Origin of the sequence: Aromatoleum toluolicum, from assembly GCF_012911005.2 — a bacterium.
Classification (GTDB): domain Bacteria; phylum Pseudomonadota; class Gammaproteobacteria; order Burkholderiales; family Rhodocyclaceae; genus Aromatoleum; species Aromatoleum toluolicum.
Genome location: NZ_WTVS01000086.1, coordinates 1 through 18,551, shown reverse-complemented (window position 1 = coordinate 18,551; position 18,551 = coordinate 1). Strand labels below are relative to the sequence as shown.

Below are 18,551 nucleotides of genomic sequence, written 5' to 3'. Positions count from 1 at the left end.
CCCCGGGAGTCTCCGCTACGCTCCGCCGTTCCGCAGGCGCGGAGCAGTGCTCTACGAAACCCCTGCTCCGCCCCCTTGAAGGGGAGGGAGCGGTCGTGCAGCACGCAATGCGGTGTCAATGACCGCCGGCAAGTCCCGAAACCCGCTCCGCAGTGGATAAGTCCGTGGAGGAGCACAGGGAGCGTTTGTGGGCAAGGAGCGAAAATTCCCGAACGGCCAAAACGGGTCACATTCGGTGCACAGGTGAACCAGGCACTTGTCTACGGGGTTCTACAAATCCGAAAACCGTGCTGGCATTGGCGGACCAGCACTTATCCACAGAAATCTGCCGCCTATCTTCTTCTTTATCTTTTAAATTTAAAGAAATACAGAAGAACAAAACACAAGGCTGCGGAAGGCGGCCGGGGTGCCCCCGGGAAGGGACGCTCCCCTCGGACAAGGGGAGCGTGGACTGCAGGGAGGGGGAAATGCACGGTCCGGAAAAGGGCGCTGCGGACGCAGCCCGTGCAGGATGGCCCGGTGCGGGCCGGTGTTCAGGCTTCTTCGGAATACGTCGCGAGTCGGGTGAGGTCGGCGTCGTCGAGCCAGCACCATTCGCCCGCGGCGAGATCCCCGGGCAGGGCCAGTCCGCCGACGACGCTGCGATGCAGGGCCTCGACGCGGTTGCCCGCGGCACCGAGCATGCGCTTGACCTGATGGTACTTGCCTTCGGTGATCGTGAGCCTTAGACTCCGCTCCCCCGTTTGCAGGCAGGCCGCCGCAGCGATCGGCGCCGGCTCGTCGATGAGCTCGACCCCCGCGAGCAAGGCCGCGACCAGCGCATCGTCTACCGGATGCTTGGTCGTGACCTCATAGACCTTGGGCGTGCGCTTCTTGCCCGAGCTCCAGCGATGGATGAACTGGCCGTCGTCGGAGAGCAGCAGCAGCCCGGTGGTGTCCTGGTCGAGCCGCCCGACGCACTGTACGTCGCGGTTCGCCAGCATGTCGGGCAGCAGCGCGAACACCGAGGGGTGGAACTGGGGGTGGCGCGAGCACTCGTAGCCGGCGGGCTTGTGCAGCATCAGGTAGGCCTTTTCGCGATAGACCCAGGTTTCGTCGTCTACGCTGAATTCGAGGCCTTCGGGCGCGAAGTCTTCGGCGGGGTTGTCGAGGATCCGGCCTGCGACAGCGACCAGGCCGGCACGGATCAGGGCGCGGCATTCCTTGCGGCTGCCGAACCCCTGGGAATGGAGTAGTCGTTCGATCTGCATGGGTCGGATGCTAACCGAAACATGTGGGACACTATCGCCCCGGTACCATGGTCGACCCGAGCATCGACCCCGCACTTGGAGCCTGCTGGTGAATTTTGAACATCTGCTGGTCGTGAATGACCCGGACAATCCGCTCGTCGCCTCGCTCACGCGCGAAGAGCTGTGGTTCGGCCTGCTGTGCCGGGCCGAGGATTCGCGGCCCTTCCTGCCCGGCCTGGAGGCGTGCACGATCCTGTCGCGCAGCGACACCGAGCTGGTGCGCGAGCTCAGGTTCGGCAGCGCGGTGATCCGCGACCGCGTGACGCTGCAGCCGATGGAATGGGTGCGTTTCGACACCGAACGCACCGACACGCACGCCGGCGGCAGCCTCACGATCGGCATCGAGGAGCCCGCCCCGGACACGCTCGTGCTGCGTTTCCACTACCGCACGACGCTGACCGAACAGGGCGTCGGCGACGATGTCGCCTATGTCGAATACATCAAGTCGGCCTACCACCAGTCCGACGTCGACACCCTGCGCGTGATCCGCATGATCGCCGAGTCGGGCCGCATCCAGTAGCGTGCACGCCGGCACTCGCGGCACGCCTTCCGCCAGCGCCGCCCGCAATTCACGCGCATATTCCGCGAATTTCCCGAACAACCCGCAACACGGACGAATTTCCCATGTGGTTCAAGAACCTGCAGATCTATCGCGTTCCCGCCGGCTGGACGATGACGGCCGAAGCCCTGGAGGAACAGCTCGCGCGCAAGCGCTTCGTGCCCTGCGGCAGCCAGGACCAGGAAACCCGCGGCTGGCTCTCGCCCACCGGTGACGAATTCCTCGTGCATCGCGTCGGCGGCCAGTGGCTGATCGCGCTGGGGGTGGAGCAGAAGCTGCTGCCCTCGTCGGTGGTCAAGCAGGAGGCCGAGGAACGCGCCGAGGCGCTGGCCGAGCAGCAGGGCTACAAGCCCGGGCGCAAGCAGATGAAGGATCTGCGCGAGCAGGTTCTGCAGGAATTGCTGCCGCGCGCGTTTACACGGCGCAGGAAGGCCTTTGCGTGGATCGACCCTATCGGGGGGTGGCTGGGCATCGATGCGCCCAGCCAGGCCCGTGCAGAGGACGTCCTGGAGGTATTGCGCCAGACCCTCGACACCCTGCCGCTCGCGCTGGTGCGCACGGAGCTGTCGCCGACCAGCGCGATGGCCGACTGGCTCGCGGGCGGCGAGGCACCGGCCGGCTTCACGATCGACCAGGACTGCGAGCTGCGTTCGGTCACCGAGGACAAGGCCGCGGTGCGCTACGTGCGCCACCCGCTCGAAGGCGACGAGGTGCGCGGCCACCTCACCGCCGGCAAGCTGCCGACGCGCCTCGCGCTGACCTTCGACGAGCGCGTGAGCTTCGTGCTGACCGAGAAGTTCGAGATCAAGCGCCTCGACTTCCTCGACGTCGTGAAGGAGAACCTCGACCAGGCGGGTGCCGAGGACGCGCGCGCGCTGTTCGACGCCGGCTTCGCGCTGATGACCGGCGAGCTGCAGCGCCTGCTGCCGGCCGTCGTCGCGGCGCTGGGCGGGGAACTGAAGGGCGGCGAGGCGCCGGCGGCCACGGGGGGTGTCGCGTTCGCCACCGAGGCTGCGAGCGACGCGCCGTTCTGACTCAGCGCGTCAGCAGCTTCTCGAATTCCTCCGCCGGCAGCGGACGGCTGAACAGGTAGCCCTGGTAGCTGTCGCAGCCCTGTTCGGCGAGGAAGGTGAGCTGGGCCGCGGTCTCGACGCCCTCGGCGGTCACGTCGAGGTTGAGCTTGCGCGCCAGCGCGATGATGCCGCCGGCGATCTCCATGTCGTTGCGGTCCTGCGGGATGTTGCGCACGAAGCTCTGGTCGATCTTGAGCACCTCGATCGGCAGGTTCTTCAGGTAGGACAGCGAGGAATAGCCGGTGCCGAAGTCGTCGATCGCGAGGCGCAGGCCCATGCTGCGCAGCTGGCCGAGGCGTTCGACGGCCTGCGCCTCGTGGCCCATGATCATGCTCTCGGTGAGCTCGAGTTCCAGCGCCTGCGGCGGCAGGCCGGTGCTCTTCAGGATCGCGGCGATGCGCTCGGGCAGCTCGGTCTGCCACAGCTGGCGCGCCGACAGGTTCACCGACACCCGCAGCGGCGGCAGGCCGGCGTCGGCCCAGCGTCGCGCCTGCCGGCACGCGGAGTGCAACGCCCACTCGCCGATCGGCACGATCAGGCCGCTTTCCTCGGCGAAGGGGATGAAGCGTCCCGGCGCGACGAGGCCTTCCTCGGGATCGTTCCAGCGCAGCAGCGCCTCGCAGCCGACGATGCGGCCGCTGGCGATGTCGACCTGCGGCTGGTAGTGCAGCACGAAGCGCTCGTGCTCGAGCGCGTGGCGCAGGCGTCGTTCCAGGCTCAGGTGGCGTTGCGCCTCCACGCTCATCGCGTCGGTGAAGAAGCGGTAGGTGTTGCGCCCCTGCGCCTTGGCCTGGTTCAGGGCGGTGTCGGCATGCTGGATCAGTGGTGCCGCGGTCCGTGCGTCCTGCGGATACATGCTCACGCCGATGCTGGCGCCGACGTACACCGGCTGGCCGTCCGCGAGCTCCAGCGGATCGCGCAGCCGGTCGATCAGGGTCTGCGCGACGTGGGCGGCCTCGTCCGGCTTGGAGAGGTCTTCCAGGACCACGAGGAACTCGTCGCCGCCCCAGCGCGCCAAGGTGTCGTCCCGCTGCAGGCAGTCGCGCAGGCGCTGTGCGATCGCGATCAGCGCGTCGTCGCCGGCGTGGTGGCCGAGGCTGTCGTTGATCGTCTTGAAGCGGTCGAGGTCGATGAACAGCACGCCGATGTGGCTGCCCTGGCGCGCGGCGCGCTCGATCCCGTGCTCCAGGCGCGACTGCACGAGCAGGCGGTTGGGCAGGTCGGTGAGCGGGTCGTAGTGCGCGAGGTGCTCGAGCTGGGCTTCGGACTGCTTCAGCTTGCTGATGTCGGTCATGACGCCGACGTAGTGCGTCGGCCGGCGCTCGTCGTCATGCACGGTGCTGATGCTGAGCCACTGCGGGTACAGCTCGCCGTTCTTGCGGCGGTTCCAGATTTCCCCCTGCCAGTCGCCGGTGCGCGTGATCTGTGCCCACATGCGGCGGTAGAAGGCGTCATTCTGCAGGCCGGACTTCATCAGTTGCGGCGCGTAGCCGATCGCCTCCTCGCGCGAGAACCCGGTCATCTCGCACCACGCGCGGTTCACGCTGACGATGCGCCGGTCGAGGTCGGTGATCATGACACCGTCACGAGTGCTCTCGATCACCGCGGCGGATTGGCGCAATGCGTCGTTTGAGCGCACTTTCTGCACTGCCAGCGCGGTGATCGCGGTGAATTCGTCGATGATCGCGACAAGCGCCTCGTCCTCCTCGCGCGGCGTGTCGAAGTACACGGCGAAGGTGCCGAGCACCGACCCGCCGGCGTCGCGGATGGGGAAGGACCAGCAGGCACGGAAGCCGACGCGCGCGGCGATGTCGCGGAACGGCACCCAATTGACGTCCGTCGTCACGTCCGCGGCGAACACCGCCTCGCCGCGGGCGGCGGCCGTGCCGCAGGAGCCCATGCCCTCCTGCGCCAGCAGGCGCTCGACCGCGTCGCGGTAGTAGTCCGGCAGCTGCGGCGCGGCGCCGTGCGTGAGGCGGCCGGTGGTCGGGTCGAGCAGCAGGATGGACGCACGCATCTGCGGAACGAGCAGTTCGAGGCGCTGCACCACGTCCTCGAGGATCACCGGCAGCGGGTCGCCGGCGACCAGGCGGTTGAGCACCGAACCGCGCGCGGCCTTGAGCTGTTCGGCCTGCTTCGGCGCGGTGATGTCGGTCCAGGTGCCGACCACTTCGAGGGGGGCATCGTCGTCCGCGCGCATCACGCGCATCTGGTCGCGGATCCACATCACGCGGCCGTCGTCGGCGACGAAGCGGTACTCGTGGTCGAGGTGGCCGTCGCGCAGCAGGCCGGCCTGCGCGTCGAGCACCGCCTTGCGGTCGGCCGGGTGCAGGTGCGCGAGCCACCATCCGGGGGCGAGCACCTCGTCCACGGTACCGCCGATGAGGTGTTCGACGTTCGCGCTGACCCAGTTCGTGACGAGGCTGCCGTCGTGCATGCGCAGCGTGTACAGCACGACCGGGCTCGCGGACATGAGGTAGGCGAGGTGCGTGCTGGTCGCCCGCAGTTCGGCGCGTTCGCGCAGCAGTTCGGCCTGCTCGCGCACTTTTTCGAGCGTCGCCGGCAGGGCGTTGAGATAGCCGTCGTAACGCGCGATGCAGTCGTTTACACCGGCGTTCAGCGCCTGAGCCGCGATCTCCTCGGCGCCGCTGCCGGTCACCAGCACGATCGGGCGCGTGAGCCCGCGCTGCTCGCGCAGCACGCGCACGAGTTCGAGTCCGTCCATGCCGCCGATGCCGGTGTCGAGCAGCAGGACGTCGAAGTCGGGCGCTTGCGCCGGGTCGGACGGTACGGCGGCGAGCACCGCGGCGGCGTCGGCGACGACGTCGAGGCGGATGTGCGGCACGTGGTGGGCGAGGTGCTGGCGTGTCAGCGTCGCGCGGCGGTTGTCGTGTTCGCCGTACAGGACGTGCAGCGGCGGCAGGCGGCGCACCGGGGCGGCAAGGAAGCGCGCGAAGGCGGCGCGCAGCCTCGCAGGCAGCTGCGCGAGGTAGTCGCCGCGCTTGACCACGTAGCCGTCGGCGCCGGCCTTCAGCGCTGCCAGCGCGGCGACCTGGTCGCCGGAGCCGGTGAGCATCACGACGGCGAGCGGCAGCTGGCGCCGGCGCACCTCGGCGAGCAGCTCGAGGCCCGACCCGCCGGGCAGTCTCAGGTCCGACAAGAGCAGATCGTAGGGCAGGGGGCCTTCCAGCCGCGCCAGCGCCGCCGCCGGCGTGGACACGACGTCCAGCACGATGTCCGCTGCGACGCGCGCGAGCACGCGCTGCGCGAGATCGGCGTCGGCGGTGTTGTCCTCGACGTAGAGGACGTGCAATCCGCCTAGTTCGGAAGTGCGTTCAACAGACACCAGTATTGCTCGATCTGTTCGGTCACCTCGATGAAGCGCGCGAAGTTGACCGGCTTGATGATGTAGGAATTGGCACCGAGTTCGTAGGCCTGGCCGACGTCGGCATCCTCGCCCGAGGTCGTGAGCATCACCACCGGGATGCAGCCGAAACGCGGATGCGACTTGAGCTGGCGCAGCACCTCCAGCCCGTTCACGCGCGGTAGCTTGATGTCCAGCAGCACCAGCGCCGGCGGCGGGTGTCCCTGCTCCCAGCGGCGGATGTAGGCGAGCGCCTCCTCGCCGTCGCGGGCGACCTCGATCCTGCGGTCCGGGCCGCGGCGCGCGAAGGCACGCAGGGCGAGGTCCAGGTCGACCGGATTGTCCTCGACCAGCAGGATGCTGCGTCCGCCGTGCTCGCCTGTCATTGCCGAAGCTCCACGTGGAAGGTCGCGCCCTGGCCCGGTTCGCTGACCGCCCAGACCGTTCCACCCATGCGCCGCAGCGCCTTGCGTACCAGCGCGAGCCCTATGCCGGTGCCGGGATAGTCTTCGGCGCGATGCAGACGCTGGAATATCTCGAAGATGCGATCATGATACTTCATGTCGAAGCCCACGCCGTTGTCGGCCACCGTCAGGACGATGTGACGGTCATGCCGGTACGCATCTATCGTGATGCGCGGTGCGGGCGCGCTGCGGGTGAACTTGAGGGCGTTGCTGATGAGGTTGCGCAGCACCAGCGTGAGCCCGCTCGGATCGGTGCGGATCTGCGGCGGCAGCGCCTGCACGACGACCTCGATGCCGCGTGTCTGGATCTCGTGCGCGAAACCGTCAAGCACGCCCTGCACGGCGGCGGGCAGATCGACGGCGCGGATGTCCAGCGCCTGGCGTTCGATGCGCGAGTAGGCGAGCAGGTCCTCGATCAGCTCGTGCATGGTCAGCGCGCCGCGCCGGATGCTCATCAGGAAGTGGCGGCCGTCCTCGTCGAGGCGATCGCGGTATTGTTCGAGCAGCAGCTGGCTGTAGCCCTCGATGCCGCGCAGCGGCGCCTTGAGGTCGTGCGAGACGGTGTAGGAGAAGGACCGCAGTTCCTGGTTGGCGGCCTGCAGCTGCGCGGTGCGTTCGGCGACGCGGTCTTCCAGCGTGGCGTTGAGGCGGCGCACCTCGGCCTCGGCGGCCTTGGTCGCGGTGATGTCGAGCAGCACGCCGTGGATCTCGGTCACGGCGCCGTGTTCGTCGCGCGTGAGCCAGGTGCGGTCGTCCAGCCACACCCACGTGCCGGAGGCGGTGCGGATGCGGTATTCCTGCCGGTAGTCGTCCGGCCCGTTGGCGAGGTGTTCGGCGACGTCGCGCTCGATGCGCGGGCGGTCGTCGGCGTGGATCAGGTCGGCGTACTGGATCCTGCCCGAGATGAAGTCGTCGCGGCCGTAGCCCCACTGTGCGACGCCGTCGCTGACGAAGCTGACCGGCCAACCGGGCTGGTTATGCCACTCGATCGCCACCACCGGCGAGCGGTTGATCAGCGCGGTGATGCGGGCGGCGTCCGTCGCGTTGCACGTGGCGGTCGCATCCGTCGGTTTTTCCATCGTGTTCCTCCGGCCTGGCGCGTCGCGGGACCGCCAGTGCGGGGCGCCCGGGCTGCTTGTCGGAGGATTTTACCGCCCTGCCCGGCGGATGCTGTGGAGTGTTCCGCGCCAATGCCGCCGGTGTGCCGGAATCGGGTAATTTGGGCGCTGTGTGTCGCGCGGAGGGATGAGCCGCGACCGGCGGATGCTGCCCGGTCGCGTCCCGGAGGAAGAAGGAACCCCGGTGGCCGGGGTCGTCGCCCTGCCCCAGCGCCCGACCCGCCTGAGGTCGGTGCCGGGCCGGCGAGGGCACGGAACTCAGTTCGAGAACGCGGCGAGGCCGGTGATGGCGCGGCCGAGGATCAGCGCGTGGATGTCATGCGTGCCCTCGTAGGTGTTCACCACTTCGAGGTTCACCAGGTGGCGCGCGATGCAGAACTCGTCCGAGATGCCGTTGCCGCCGAGCATGTCGCGGGCGACGCGGGCGATGTCGAGCGACTTGCCGCAGGAGTTGCGCTTCATGATCGAGGTCAGTTCGACCGGCGCGTTGCCCTCGTCCTTGAGGCGGCCCAGGCGCAGGCAGCCCTGCAGGCCCAGCGTGATCTCGGTCAGCATGTCGGCGAGCTTCTTCTGGATCAGCTGGTTGGCGGCGAGCGGGCGGCCGAACTGCTTGCGGTCCATCGTGTACTGGCGCGCGGTTTCGTAGCACGCTTCCGCGGCGCCGAGTGCGCCCCAGGCGATGCCGTAGCGGGCCGAGTTCAGGCAGGTGAAGGGACCCTTGAGGCCGCGCACGGTCGGGAAGGCGTTCTCTTCGGGGCAGAACACCTCGTCCATGACGATCTCGCCGGTGATCGAGGCGCGCAGGCCGACCTTGCCGTGGATCGCTGGGGCGGACAGGCCCTTCCAGCCCTTCTCCAGCACGAAGCCGCGGATCTGGCCTTCATCATCCTTGGCCCACACGACGAACACGTCGGCGATCGGGCTGTTGGTGATCCACATCTTGGCGCCCGACAGGCTGTAGCCGCCGTCGACTTTCCTGGCGCGGGTGACCATGCTGCCGGGGTCGGAGCCGTGGTTGGGTTCGGTCAGGCCGAAGCAGCCGATCCATTCGCCGGTCGCGAGCTTGGGCAGGTACTTCTGCTTGGTTTCCTCGGAGCCGAATTCGTTGATCGGCACCATCACGAGCGAGCTCTGCACGCTCATCATCGAGCGGTAGCCGGAATCGACGCGTTCGACTTCACGCGCGATCAGGCCGTAGGCGACGTAGTTCATGCCGGCGCCGCCATACTGCTCGGGGATGGTCGGTCCGAGCAGGCCCAGTTCGCCCATCTCGCGGAAGATCGCCGGGTCGGTCTTTTCGTGGCGGAAGGCTTCCTGCACGCGCGGCAGCAGGCGCTCCTGGGAGTAGGCGCGGGCGCTGTCGCGCACCATGCGCTCGGTGTCGGTGAGCTGGCTGTCGAGATACAGGGGGTCGGCCCAGTCGAAAGTCACGCGGTTCGTTGCCATGTCGAATCTCCTCAATGCGGCGTTTGGTCGTGGGCCGGGACCACCCGGCTCTGCTCGGTGACTGAACTGTAGTCAGTGCAGCGCGTCGCGACAAACGAAAATTTCGTGGTAGCTTGTGCGTAAAGCGCACTTCGAGAGAAGCTGGGATTGGCGCCGAACAAGTCGGGCGGGAGGAGCGCAGCGTATCCCGCCATGCGGCGTCTGAGGCCGTACGACATCGATTGCGAGAGATGAAGGGGTCGTTTGCCGCGGGCAGGGCGGACGATCCCTTCGCGGTTGTGGCGGGATACGCTGCGCTCCTCCCGCGCTACGGCTCACCCTGTCATGCGGATTGCGCACTTTTCGGGAGATATCGATGCGCCGCAAGATTCCCAGCACCGCCGCCCTGCTCGCCTTCGAGCGTGCCGCGCGGCATGAGAGCTTCACGCGCGCGGCCGAGGAGCTCGCGCTCACGCAGAGCGCGATCTGCCGCCAGATCGCCTCGCTCGAGGACTTCCTCGGGCTGCGCCTCTTCCGCCGCACCAAGCGCGGCGTCACGCTCACCGAGGCGGGCCTGTCCTACAGCCGCCAGATCAGCGCGCGCCTCGACGCGATGGAACGCGACACCTTGTCGGTGATGGCCCACCACGGCCGCGGCGCGACCATCGAACTCGCGGTGATGCCGACCTTCGCGACACGCTGGCTGCTGCCGCGGCTGGGCGAGTTCCTCGCGCGCCATCCCGACGTCACCGTCAACATGAACAACCGCACGCGCCCCTTCCTGTTCGCCGAAACCGAGTTCGACGCCGCGCTGTACTTCGGCGACGCCGGCTGGCCCGGCACCGAGGCGCATTTCCTGATGCGCGAGAACGCCACGCCGGTGTGCAGTCCGCGCATGCTGCAGGGACGCACCGCGCTCGCGCCGGACGAGATTGCGACGTTTCCATTGCTGCAGCAGTCGACGCGGCCGTATGGCTGGCGCGATTGGTTCGGATCCCTGGGGCTGCAGGTCGCGCACGACATGACCGGCACGCGCTACGAGCTGTTCTCGATGCTGGCGCAGGCGGCAATGCAGGACATGGGGATCGCGCTGATTCCGCCCTTCCTGATCCGCGAGGAACTCGACAGCGGTCGCCTGGTGATTCCTTGCAACCACGTCTATCTCAGCGCCAAGGCCTATTACCTGATCATCCCCGAACGCAAGGCGGAGACCGCTTCGCTGGCGGCCTTCCGCGACTGGCTGGTGGACGCGGCGGCCGCGTACCGGAGCGCCACCGGGCTGGAGTGAGCGCGGGTCTTCAGGCCTCGTCCGCGTCGCAGCAGACGCGGTCGCGGCCCGACTGCTTGGCGCGGTACATCAGGTCGTCGGCGCGCTTGAGCAGGGTGTCGGGGTCGTCCGTGGGGCGCAGCGTGACGACACCGATGCTCGCCGTGACGACGCCCGCGGGCGGCGTCGGATGCTCGCGCAGCGCCTGCTGCACACGCTCGCCGAGCACCTTCGCGTCCGTGGTCGAGGTGTGCGGGCACAGCACCATGAACTCCTCGCCGCCCCAGCGCGCGAGCGTGTCGGTGCGGCGTATCGTGTCGCGCACGACCGCCGCGCCGTGCGCCAGCACGGCGTCGCCGACGCCGTGGCCCCAAGTGTCGTTGATGCTCTTGAAGCGGTCGAGGTCGTACATCAGGAGCGACAGTTCGTCACCGTGGCGCCGCGCGCGGTCGATCTCCAGTTCCAGCATGCGCTGCAGATAGCCGCGGTTGTAGCAGCCGGTGAGCACGTCGGTGGTCGCCAGGCGCAGCAGCTCCTGCTCGTTGCGCTTGCGCTCGGTGACGTCGCGATTGACGCCGATCATGCGTACCGGCTGGTGGCCGTTCCCGGGCACCAGTACCGCCTGGGCGTCGATATGGTGGATCTCGGTGCCGTGGCGCAGGATGCGAAAGGTCGTGACGAAGTCGCTGCCGGTGCGCAGGGTCTCGTCGATCAGCTTGGTGAGGTGCGGCACGTCTTCGGGCAGGACCAGCGCCAGCACGTCGTCGAAGCGGCCGCTGAATTCGTCCGGGCTCAGGCCGAAGAGTTCGTGCATCGTGCTGTCCCACACGACCTTGCCGCTGTGCGGTTCGTATTCCCAGATGCCGATGTGCGCCGCGCGCGTCGCCAGCGTCAGGCGTTGCGTGAGGTGACGCACTTCGAGTTCGGCCTCGCGGCGCGCGGTGATATCGACCATCAGGCCGCGCAACAGCTTCGGCTCGCCGTTCTCGGCGACCACCGTGACGATGTCCTCCAGCCACACGACCCGCCCGTCTTTCGCCATGAAGCGGTATTCGAAGCGGTGCGGCTCGAGCCGGCCGGTGCATGAGGCGCAGTATTCCGGCGCCCATTCGCGGTCTTCGGGGTGCAGGTGCGCGACCCAGAAGCCGGGCGTCTGCCAGTCCTCGACCGGGTAGCCGAGCAGGCTCTCGGCCTTGCGGCTGACGAAGGCGAACACGAAGGTCCGGGCATCGGCTTCCCACACGATGCCGTCGGTGGTGTTCACGAGGTCGAGGAAGCGCTGATGGTGCTGCCGCGCCTCCAGCTCGCTGGCGCGGTGCGCGGCGGTTTCCTCTTCCAGCTTGGCGGTGCGCTCGCGCACGCGGTCTTCGAGGGTCGCGGTGAGGGTCTTGAGGCTGGTCCACTGCACGCGATACTGGCGCAGGTAGATCGTCAGCATCAGCGCGACCAGCGCCCACACGCCGACGTGCGTGATCACCAGCTGGCGGCGCGACGCGTCGAGCCGTGCGACGAAGTCCGTCGCCGGGATCGACACGCTGATGCCGCCGCGCACGTCACCGACGCTGTAATTCTGCTTCTGGTGGCACTCCAGGCATTCCTTGCGCACGAACAGCGGCGCCATATAGCGGATCAGCGGTTTCCTGCTGGAGTGGAGGATTTCGCTGCGTTCCTTCTCGTCGCCCTTCTCGAAGGCCTGCAGCGCCTGAACCTCCCACGGGTCGGCGACGTTGCCCGGATTGATCGGGCGTAGGCTGGTGATGTGGATGAGGATCCCGCTCTCGCTCTCGATGACGCCGGCCATCTGGCGCGTCATGTAGGCCGGATTGATGGTGGTGAGGGCGATGCCGGAAGTGGTGACGGGGTCGCGTTCGGGCAGTTCGAGGTACTTGTTCGGCGGCGTCATCTCGCTCTGGCGCACGAACACGCCGCCGGCCCGTGAATTCCACAGGCGCATCGCCTCGATCATGTGGAAGATGTCGCGGCCTTGCTGGCGTGCCGTCGCGAACGCGGCGTTCTGGCTCTGGTACAGCGCCAGGCCGAGGGACAGCAGGATCAGCAGCGTCCATGCCCCGAGCGGAAGCACCCAGTAGAAGCGGTCAGGGATGCGGAGCATGGCGATAGGAACCGCGCAAGGGACGGGTTAGCAGCCCATTCTAGTCCGCTCCCGATCGACTTGTCATGAACGGGCCGTGTGCCGGCGTCGCAGGACTGCCCGCTTTGGGCGCTCGCGCGCGCGCCCCGCCGCCGCTTCAGCGCGCGGCCGTGAGGTAGGGCACGTATTCCTTGTCGGTGCCGCAGATGTGATGGATCAGCCAGTCGCCGTAGAGGAAGGGCATCATCGCCTGCAGCGCCGCGGCGTCGCCGCTTGCGAACACGCGCTCGAATTCCTGCAGCTGGCGCAGGATCGCGTTGTGCTCGGCCTGGTGCGCGGCGACCTTGTCGTCGGGGTAGCCGGCGCGCGTGATGCGTTCCTCCTCGTAGGCGAAATGCGTCGTCACGTAATGCGCGAGGTGATCGAAGACGCTGCGCGCCCCGTCCGACGGACCCTCGCCGTGCAGCTGGCCGGCGAGTTCGTTGATGATCGCGATCAGTTCCGCATGCTGGCGGTCGATCTCGGCGTCGTCTACGGAGTATTCGGGCTTCCATTCGAAGCGGTTCATCGGGTTCGTCCTCAGTGGCGGTTCCACAGGCCGCGCAGCACCACGACCGAGCCGCGGTGGCTGGAAAATGGCACCATGCCCTCGATGCGGCAGCCCTCTTGCGCGGTGTCGCGCTGCGTCGGGGTCAGCATCGGCATGCCGTCGGCGCGGACGAAGGAAAATACCTGCGGACAGGCGGTGTTCGCCGTGCGCTTCTTCACGACCGCGATCTCGCCGTTCGCGAGGCGCACGGTCGCACCCGGCGGGAACACGCCGATCTCCTTGATCATCATGCCGATCAGGCGGCTGTCGGTGGCCGAGCCCTGCTCCAGCATCAGCTTGCGCATCGCCTCGGTCGACACCATCGCCTTGCGGTAAGGGCGGTCGCGCACCATCGCGCTGTAGATGTCGGCGATCGCCAGCACCCGCGTCGGCAGGCTGATCGCGTCGCCCGAGCTGTGGTCGGGGTAGCCCGTGCCGTCGAGCCGTTCGTGGTGGTGGCGCACCGGGTCGAGCCAGGTTTTCTCGCGCACGCCGAGGCCCGCGAGGATGGATTCGCTGTCGATCGGGTGGCGGTTGATGCGCTCGCGCTGCAACGGGGTCAGCGGCTCGATCTGCTGGTCGAGCATGTCCTGGATGTCGAGCAGCCCGATGTCGTGCGTGAGGCCGGCCTTGATCAGCGGCAGGCGCGATTCGTCCGGCACGCCCAGCTTCTTGCCGATCAGCTCGCACAACATCGCCGCCTGCAGGTGGTGGATCACCGCGTAGGAGCTGTCGTAGTCGAGATGCAGGTTGGCCAGCGCCGAGTCGGTGTCGTGCGTGCACGCCTCCTGGATCGTCAGCGCGATGCCCTCGATGCGCGGCACGAATTCGCTACCCAGGCTGCCGTTCTTGTACAGGTCGAAGGTGCGCTTGAGGCGCAGCTTGAGCAGGTCGAACATCTCGAAGGAGCTGTGCTCCTCGCTCACCGCCGCCACCGGCAGTGGAGGATGCGCGGGCTTGGCGTGGCGCGCGTCGTGGCCGATGAAGCAGCCGTTGGCGATCAGCACGTCGCGCTGCTTCGCGGTGTTGATGACGAAACCGGCCTGCAGCAGCAGCATCCCGGCACCGTCGTACACCGCGTAGGGCAGCGGCTCGCCGAGGCGGATGTCGTTGGGCGAGACGCGTTCGAAACCTTGCCGAGGTGTCATTTTCGTCGAGTGACAGCTTGTGGTCGGTCGGATCGTTCCTGTGATGCCGACAGGCTAGCAGGCAATCCGGTGGAATGAAAACAAAAACCGCAAATCACGTCATGGCGCGCCACGGCGCGAGGACGTATAGCACCTTCGTTATAGTGCCACAGACGCCGCGGGCGGGCATTCGCACGCATGCTGTGCTGCGGCATGACAGGCCGGCACCAACGCGTTCATCATCGACGGTTCCCGCAGGCGGGCCGCCTGCGTTGCAACGGACCCTCGATCATGCAAATCGGCATCCCGAAGGAAATCAAGACGCACGAATACCGGGTCGGCGCAACGCCGCACAGCGTGCGCGAACTGCTCGCCCACGGTCATCGCGTCGTGGTGCAGAGCGGCGCCGGTGCGGCGATCGGCCTGGCCGACGAGCAGTACCGTGCCGAAGGCGCGGAAGTCGTCGATAGCGCGGACGAGGTCTATGCCCGCGCCGAACTCGTCGTCAAGGTCAAGGAACCGCAGCCGCAGGAATGCGCGCTGCTGCGGCCGGGCCAGGTGCTATTCACCTACCTGCACCTCGCCGCCGACCCGCAGCAGACGCGCCTGCTGCTCGCATCCGGGGCGACCGCGATCGCCTACGAGACCGTCACCAGCCCTACGGGCGGCCTGCCGCTGCTCGCGCCGATGAGCGAGGTCGCCGGACGCATGTCGATCCAGGCCGGCGCGAGCTGCCTCGAGAAGCCGCACGGCGGCTCCGGCGTGCTGCTCGGCGGCGTTCCCGGCGTCGCGCCCGCGCGCGTCGTGATCCTCGGCGGCGGCGTGGTCGGCTACAACGCCGCGCGCATGGCCGTCGGGCTGGGTGCCGACGTCACCGTCGCCGACCCCTCGCTCGACCGCCTGCGCCGTCTTGACGAACTCTTCGCCGGGCGCATCCGTACCCGCCACGCGACCGGCGGCGCGATCGAGTCGCTGGTGCTGAAGGCCGACCTCACCATCGGCGCCGCGCTGTTGCCCGGCGCGCGCACGCCCCGTCTCGTGCCGCGCGAGTGGCTGGCGCGCATGCAACCCGGCTCCGTGCTGGTCGACGTCTCGATCGACCAGGGCGGCTGCTTCGAGAGCAGCCACCCCACCACCCACGCCGACCCGACCTACATCGTCGACGGCATCGTGCACTACTGCGTCGCCAACATGCCCGGCGCGGTCGCGCGCACCTCCACCTTCGCCCTCAACAGCGCTACCCTGCCCTTCGTGCTCGCCCTCGCCGACAAGGGCTGGCAGCTCGCGACCGCGGAGGATCCGCATCTCGCCGCAGGGGTGAACATCGACGCCGGGCGCATCGTCTGCCCGGCGGTCGCCGAGGCCTTCGCGGCGGCGTGAGTGTGAGGGGGGAACGTAGGGGTGAATAATGTAGGTGTGGGGGCATCGGGCGGCGGCGGAGCGCCGCGTGCCCCCGCGGATGCCCCCGGAAGCGCCCGGAAGCGCCCGATGCCCGCGCGCGAGGCGGCGCAGGCCGTAGACGTGAAAAAGGCCAGAACCCTCGTGCTGCACGGGATTGCTGGCCTCAATCGGACTGCTTCGGACTTCTGAATGGTGCCTTGGGCGAGACTCGAACTCGCACGTCTTTCGACACTACCCCCTCAAGATAGCGTGTCTACCAATTTCACCACCAAGGCTTCATCGCGTTGCTGCGGCCGCTCGTGGCGGACTGCAATGACTGCGGAAGGGCGCGGATTATAGCCCGGGATGCCGGGGGCGCGTCAATCGTTAGCGCATGACGCATCGCGGGGCGCGAAGCCCCGGCCGGCCGTGAGGGATTACCGCGATCCGTGTCATGGTGATAGTAGAATGCCCTCCAGATATCGGAGTGGCATTAAATGGATAAGCAGAAAGCGTATCTTGCTGGTCTTTTAGCGCTTGCGAGCGGCATCGTTGCGTCCGGCGGCGCCGCCGCAACCGGCATCGAAACGGTGTGGGAGTGCTGGTACGACGGGTCGGCATCCGTGCTGTGCCGCCTGCTGACCGCGCCCTCGCCGATCGGCGAAGCGACCGCCGAATCCACGGTATCGTGGCTGGTGCCGACGAACGGGCGCACCCGCCGGCCGCTGCCGGCCCTCGTGCATGTGATCAGCCAGGATCCCGCACAGCTCGCCAGCCGCACCGTGCGCATCCCCCTGCACAACTACGCGCACAACATGGAGGCGGTCGAGCAGCTCGCGGACGCGGTGATGTGCGGCGGGCGCGGCGACTGCCGCGTGCAGTTCGAGCGCGGCTAGTCGTCCGCGCGATACAGCGCATACACGCTCAGCAGCCCGAATCCCAGGATCAGCAGCCACTTCAGCGACGACGCGCCACCCGACAGCGCGTACAGCGGCGCGACGCCGAAGCGCGGCACCTCCGTGAGCCACCAGTGCAGCACATTCTCCAGCGCGTCGAGGCATGCCGCGACCGGCAGCAGCCACGCGAGAACGTGCCGGAACGCAGGCGCACGGGCAGCGAACACGCCGGCCCGCGTCGCGTACAGATAGCCGAACAGTCCGTAGGCGAGCAGCAACGCGACGTCCACCGCCAGATGGATGCGGTAACGCGCGAGGTCGTCCGGCGACCAGAAGTGGATGATCTGCCCGAACGCCCTGGGCGTGAACGCGAACTGAAGCGCCAGAGCGCCGGGGTCCAGCGGCGCGAGATACCAGAAGAAACCGGCGAGCAGCGCCAGCGCGGTCAGGCCGGAGATCCATACGGCACGCATCGCAGTAGTGGCGGCGGGGAGCGCCGTTCCTAGGCCGGCGGCAGGATCTCGCGCACCCGCTCGGGCGGCCGGCAGAGCCGGGTGCCCAGCGGTGTCACCACGATCGGGCGGTTGATCAGGATCGGATGTGCGAGCATCGCGTCGATCAAGTCCTCGTCGCTGCGCTCGGGCGAACCGAGGCCGAGCTCGGCGAAGACGGCTTCCTTGTCGCGCATGATCTCGCGCACCGTGAGGCCGCTGGCCTCGATCAGGCCCCGCAGTTCGTCGCGGCCCGGCGGTGTCTTCAGGTACTCGACGACACGCGGCTCGATGCCGTGCTCGCGCAGGATCTGCAAGGCACCGCGCGAATTGCCGCAGCGCGGGTTATGGTAGATGGTCACGTCGGTCATCGCGGACACGCTCACGGGATTGGATCTGGACGGCAGGATTGTACTGTCTTCAGAAAATCCCCAGCGCCAACCCCGCTGCCGTTCCGGCACCCAGCTCTTCGCAGCGCCTGAGGTCGTCGGCCTCGATGTGTTTCGGTCGAAGGATCGCCTCGGGCGTCTGCGCATGCGTGCAGACGATCAAGGGCGGCGCGACCGCCTTCAGCCGCCACCCCGTTGCGATGCGCTCGATCTGCCGTGCCGCATTGCTGCCGTCGCTGCCCGCACACACGAGCGTGGCGTAGGGGCGGCCATTGATGCGGTCCAGCGCGGGATAATAGGTACGATCGAAGAAGTCCTTCATCTGCCCCGAAATCGCGGCAAGGTTCTCCGGCGTCGCGAAGATATAGCCGTCGGCGGCCAGGACGTCGTCGGGGCTGACCTCGTTCGCATGCAACAGTCTCACCGCGACCGACCCCTCCGCCGTCGCACCATCGGCCGCGGCGCGCGCCATCTGCAGCGTGCCGCCGGTCATGGTGTGATAGATGATCAGCAGGGTCTTCATGCGGGGAGCCTGTTCGACAACGCCAGCCAGTCGCCGGGTCTGCGCCAGACAGCTTAACAGCCTCCGCCCTCTGCGCGGCCGGGGAGGCGCCGTCCGACGCAAGCTGAACGAGTTACGGGGTCAGGCGCTGGTGCAAAATGAAGAGCCGGGCGCTCGCAACGTGAATTGCCTCGCACTGCCGCGATGGGACCCGGCCTGGTCGAATTCCCGCGCCGTAAGCAATGTGCGGTCCCAGGATCATCGATCCGCCGGCCCACACACCTATCACCTTCGCGCAATTCTCCCCGCTAACCGCAATACGCATACTGTCCCCCTCGATAACTCATGCGCGAGTCAGGGATGGCGACGTTGAAACCCCAGTGTCGGCTGGTCGGCCAAGGACTAAACCGCTCGCGCGGTAGGGCATGCTGAACCGCTCCGTACGGTCATGGCGTCCCGGGTTTTATAGGCAGTGCTCTGCCAAGTTGGAGATGAGGCAATCGGCCTCGTCTTCGACAGGAGCACG

16 protein-coding genes and 1 tRNA gene are annotated in these 18,551 nt (G+C 67.9%); 5 read left to right on the top strand and 12 right to left on the bottom strand.

The window, feature by feature from the left end; all coding sequences use genetic code 11:
• Positions 1-533: 533 nt before the first annotated feature.
• A complete protein-coding gene (locus GPA27_RS24825; protein WP_211165219.1) occupies positions 534-1,250 on the bottom strand; it encodes a pseudouridine synthase in 717 nt (238 codons plus the stop codon).
• An 88-nt stretch (positions 1,251-1,338) separates the two neighbouring features.
• On the opposite strand from GPA27_RS24825, the gene GPA27_RS24820 reads away from it, so the two are divergent.
• On the top strand, positions 1,339-1,809 hold the full coding sequence (locus GPA27_RS24820; RefSeq protein ID WP_169143114.1) for an SRPBCC family protein: 471 nt from the start codon (positions 1,339-1,341) through the stop codon (positions 1,807-1,809).
• Positions 1,810-1,913: 104 nt separating this feature from the next.
• Positions 1,914-2,882, top strand: a complete 969-nt coding sequence (locus GPA27_RS24815) for a recombination-associated protein RdgC (protein ID WP_169143113.1) — start codon at positions 1,914-1,916, stop codon at positions 2,880-2,882.
• A gap of 1 nt (position 2,883) precedes the next feature.
• Here the strand turns inward: GPA27_RS24815 and GPA27_RS24810 are convergent, their stop codons facing one another.
• The 4 genes from GPA27_RS24810 to GPA27_RS24795 form a co-directional block, all read right to left on the bottom strand.
• Entirely contained in the window at positions 2,884-6,267 is a 3,384-nt protein-coding gene (locus tag GPA27_RS24810; RefSeq protein ID WP_256223112.1) for an EAL domain-containing protein, read from the bottom strand.
• Positions 6,240-6,671, bottom strand: a complete 432-nt coding sequence (locus GPA27_RS24805; protein WP_169143112.1) for a response regulator — start codon at positions 6,669-6,671, stop codon at positions 6,240-6,242. The genes GPA27_RS24810 and GPA27_RS24805 overlap by 28 nt, the downstream gene beginning before the upstream one ends.
• The gene (locus GPA27_RS24800; protein WP_169143111.1) at positions 6,668-7,828 is read right to left on the bottom strand and encodes a sensor histidine kinase; all 1,161 of its coding nucleotides are present in this window, start codon (positions 7,826-7,828) and stop codon (positions 6,668-6,670) included. The genes GPA27_RS24805 and GPA27_RS24800 overlap by 4 nt, the downstream gene beginning before the upstream one ends.
• A 297-nt stretch (positions 7,829-8,125) precedes the next feature.
• Positions 8,126-9,313, bottom strand: a complete 1,188-nt coding sequence (locus GPA27_RS24795) for an acyl-CoA dehydrogenase (protein ID WP_169143110.1) — start codon at positions 9,311-9,313, stop codon at positions 8,126-8,128.
• Between the two features lie 355 nt (positions 9,314-9,668).
• On the opposite strand from GPA27_RS24795, the gene GPA27_RS24790 reads away from it, so the two are divergent.
• A complete protein-coding gene (locus tag GPA27_RS24790) occupies positions 9,669-10,580 on the top strand; it encodes a LysR family transcriptional regulator (protein WP_169143109.1) in 912 nt (303 codons plus the stop codon).
• Between the two features lie 10 nt (positions 10,581-10,590).
• Here GPA27_RS24790 and GPA27_RS24785 read toward each other — a convergent pair whose 3' ends face one another.
• The 3 genes from GPA27_RS24785 to GPA27_RS24775 all read right to left on the bottom strand — a co-directional run bounded on the left by GPA27_RS24785 (position 10,591) and on the right by GPA27_RS24775 (position 14,388).
• On the bottom strand, positions 10,591-12,672 hold the full coding sequence (locus GPA27_RS24785) for a diguanylate cyclase (protein ID WP_169143108.1): 2,082 nt from the start codon (positions 12,670-12,672) through the stop codon (positions 10,591-10,593).
• Positions 12,673-12,808: 136 nt separating this feature from the next.
• The gene (locus GPA27_RS24780) at positions 12,809-13,219 is read right to left on the bottom strand and encodes a bacteriohemerythrin (RefSeq protein WP_169143107.1); all 411 of its coding nucleotides are present in this window, start codon (positions 13,217-13,219) and stop codon (positions 12,809-12,811) included.
• Positions 13,220-13,230: 11 nt separating this feature from the next.
• Positions 13,231-14,388 (bottom strand): HD-GYP domain-containing protein, encoded by a 1,158-nt coding sequence (locus tag GPA27_RS24775; protein ID WP_169143106.1) that lies wholly within the window; start codon positions 14,386-14,388, stop codon positions 13,231-13,233.
• Positions 14,389-14,658: 270 nt separating this feature from the next.
• On the opposite strand from GPA27_RS24775, the gene ald reads away from it, so the two are divergent.
• Positions 14,659-15,747: an alanine dehydrogenase gene (gene ald / locus GPA27_RS24770; protein ID WP_169143105.1), complete on the top strand. Its 1,089-nt coding sequence runs from the start codon at positions 14,659-14,661 to the stop codon at positions 15,745-15,747.
• 211 nt (positions 15,748-15,958) lie between these two features.
• Here the strand turns inward: ald and GPA27_RS24765 are convergent.
• A tRNA-Leu gene (locus GPA27_RS24765) sits at positions 15,959-16,043 on the bottom strand.
• Positions 16,044-16,244: 201 nt separating this feature from the next.
• On the opposite strand from GPA27_RS24765, the gene GPA27_RS24760 reads away from it, so the two are divergent.
• Positions 16,245-16,643, top strand: a complete 399-nt coding sequence (locus GPA27_RS24760; RefSeq protein WP_169143104.1) for a hypothetical protein — start codon at positions 16,245-16,247, stop codon at positions 16,641-16,643.
• Here the strand turns inward: GPA27_RS24760 and GPA27_RS24755 are convergent.
• The 3 genes from GPA27_RS24755 to GPA27_RS24745 are packed head-to-tail and all read right to left on the bottom strand — an operon-like array spanning position 16,640 to position 18,046.
• The gene (locus GPA27_RS24755; protein WP_169143103.1) at positions 16,640-17,116 is read right to left on the bottom strand and encodes a hypothetical protein; all 477 of its coding nucleotides are present in this window, start codon (positions 17,114-17,116) and stop codon (positions 16,640-16,642) included. The genes GPA27_RS24760 and GPA27_RS24755 overlap by 4 nt on opposite strands.
• Before the next feature lie 29 nt (positions 17,117-17,145).
• Positions 17,146-17,505, bottom strand: a complete 360-nt coding sequence (arsC, locus tag GPA27_RS24750) for an arsenate reductase (glutaredoxin) (RefSeq protein ID WP_169143102.1) — start codon at positions 17,503-17,505, stop codon at positions 17,146-17,148.
• Between the two features lie 49 nt (positions 17,506-17,554).
• Complete coding sequence (locus tag GPA27_RS24745; protein ID WP_169143101.1) at positions 17,555-18,046, bottom strand: flavodoxin family protein; 492 nt, start codon at positions 18,044-18,046, stop codon at positions 17,555-17,557.
• Positions 18,047-18,551: the final 505 nt, after the last annotated feature.

Coding starts and splice junctions, on each gene's coding strand:
- GPA27_RS24825 (WP_211165219.1), bottom strand. CDS start 1,250: ATGCAGATCGAACGACTACTCCATTCCCAGGGGTTCGGCAGCCGCAAG.
- GPA27_RS24815 (WP_169143113.1), top strand. CDS start 1,914: ATGTGGTTCAAGAACCTGCAGATCTATCGCGTTCCCGCCGGCTGGACG.
- GPA27_RS24805 (WP_169143112.1), bottom strand. CDS start 6,671: ATGACAGGCGAGCACGGCGGACGCAGCATCCTGCTGGTCGAGGACAAT.
- GPA27_RS24800 (WP_169143111.1), bottom strand. CDS start 7,828: ATGGAAAAACCGACGGATGCGACCGCCACGTGCAACGCGACGGACGCC.
- GPA27_RS24795 (WP_169143110.1), bottom strand. CDS start 9,313: ATGGCAACGAACCGCGTGACTTTCGACTGGGCCGACCCCCTGTATCTC.
- GPA27_RS24790 (WP_169143109.1), top strand. CDS start 9,669: ATGCGCCGCAAGATTCCCAGCACCGCCGCCCTGCTCGCCTTCGAGCGT.
- GPA27_RS24785 (WP_169143108.1), bottom strand. CDS start 12,672: ATGCTCCGCATCCCTGACCGCTTCTACTGGGTGCTTCCGCTCGGGGCA.
- GPA27_RS24780 (WP_169143107.1), bottom strand. CDS start 13,219: ATGAACCGCTTCGAATGGAAGCCCGAATACTCCGTAGACGACGCCGAG.
- GPA27_RS24775 (WP_169143106.1), bottom strand. CDS start 14,388: ATGACACCTCGGCAAGGTTTCGAACGCGTCTCGCCCAACGACATCCGC.
- ald (WP_169143105.1), top strand. CDS start 14,659: ATGCAAATCGGCATCCCGAAGGAAATCAAGACGCACGAATACCGGGTC.
- GPA27_RS24760 (WP_169143104.1), top strand. CDS start 16,245: ATGGATAAGCAGAAAGCGTATCTTGCTGGTCTTTTAGCGCTTGCGAGC.
- GPA27_RS24755 (WP_169143103.1), bottom strand. CDS start 17,116: ATGCGTGCCGTATGGATCTCCGGCCTGACCGCGCTGGCGCTGCTCGCC.
- arsC (WP_169143102.1), bottom strand. CDS start 17,505: ATGACCGACGTGACCATCTACCATAACCCGCGCTGCGGCAATTCGCGC.
- GPA27_RS24745 (WP_169143101.1), bottom strand. CDS start 18,046: ATGAAGACCCTGCTGATCATCTATCACACCATGACCGGCGGCACGCTG.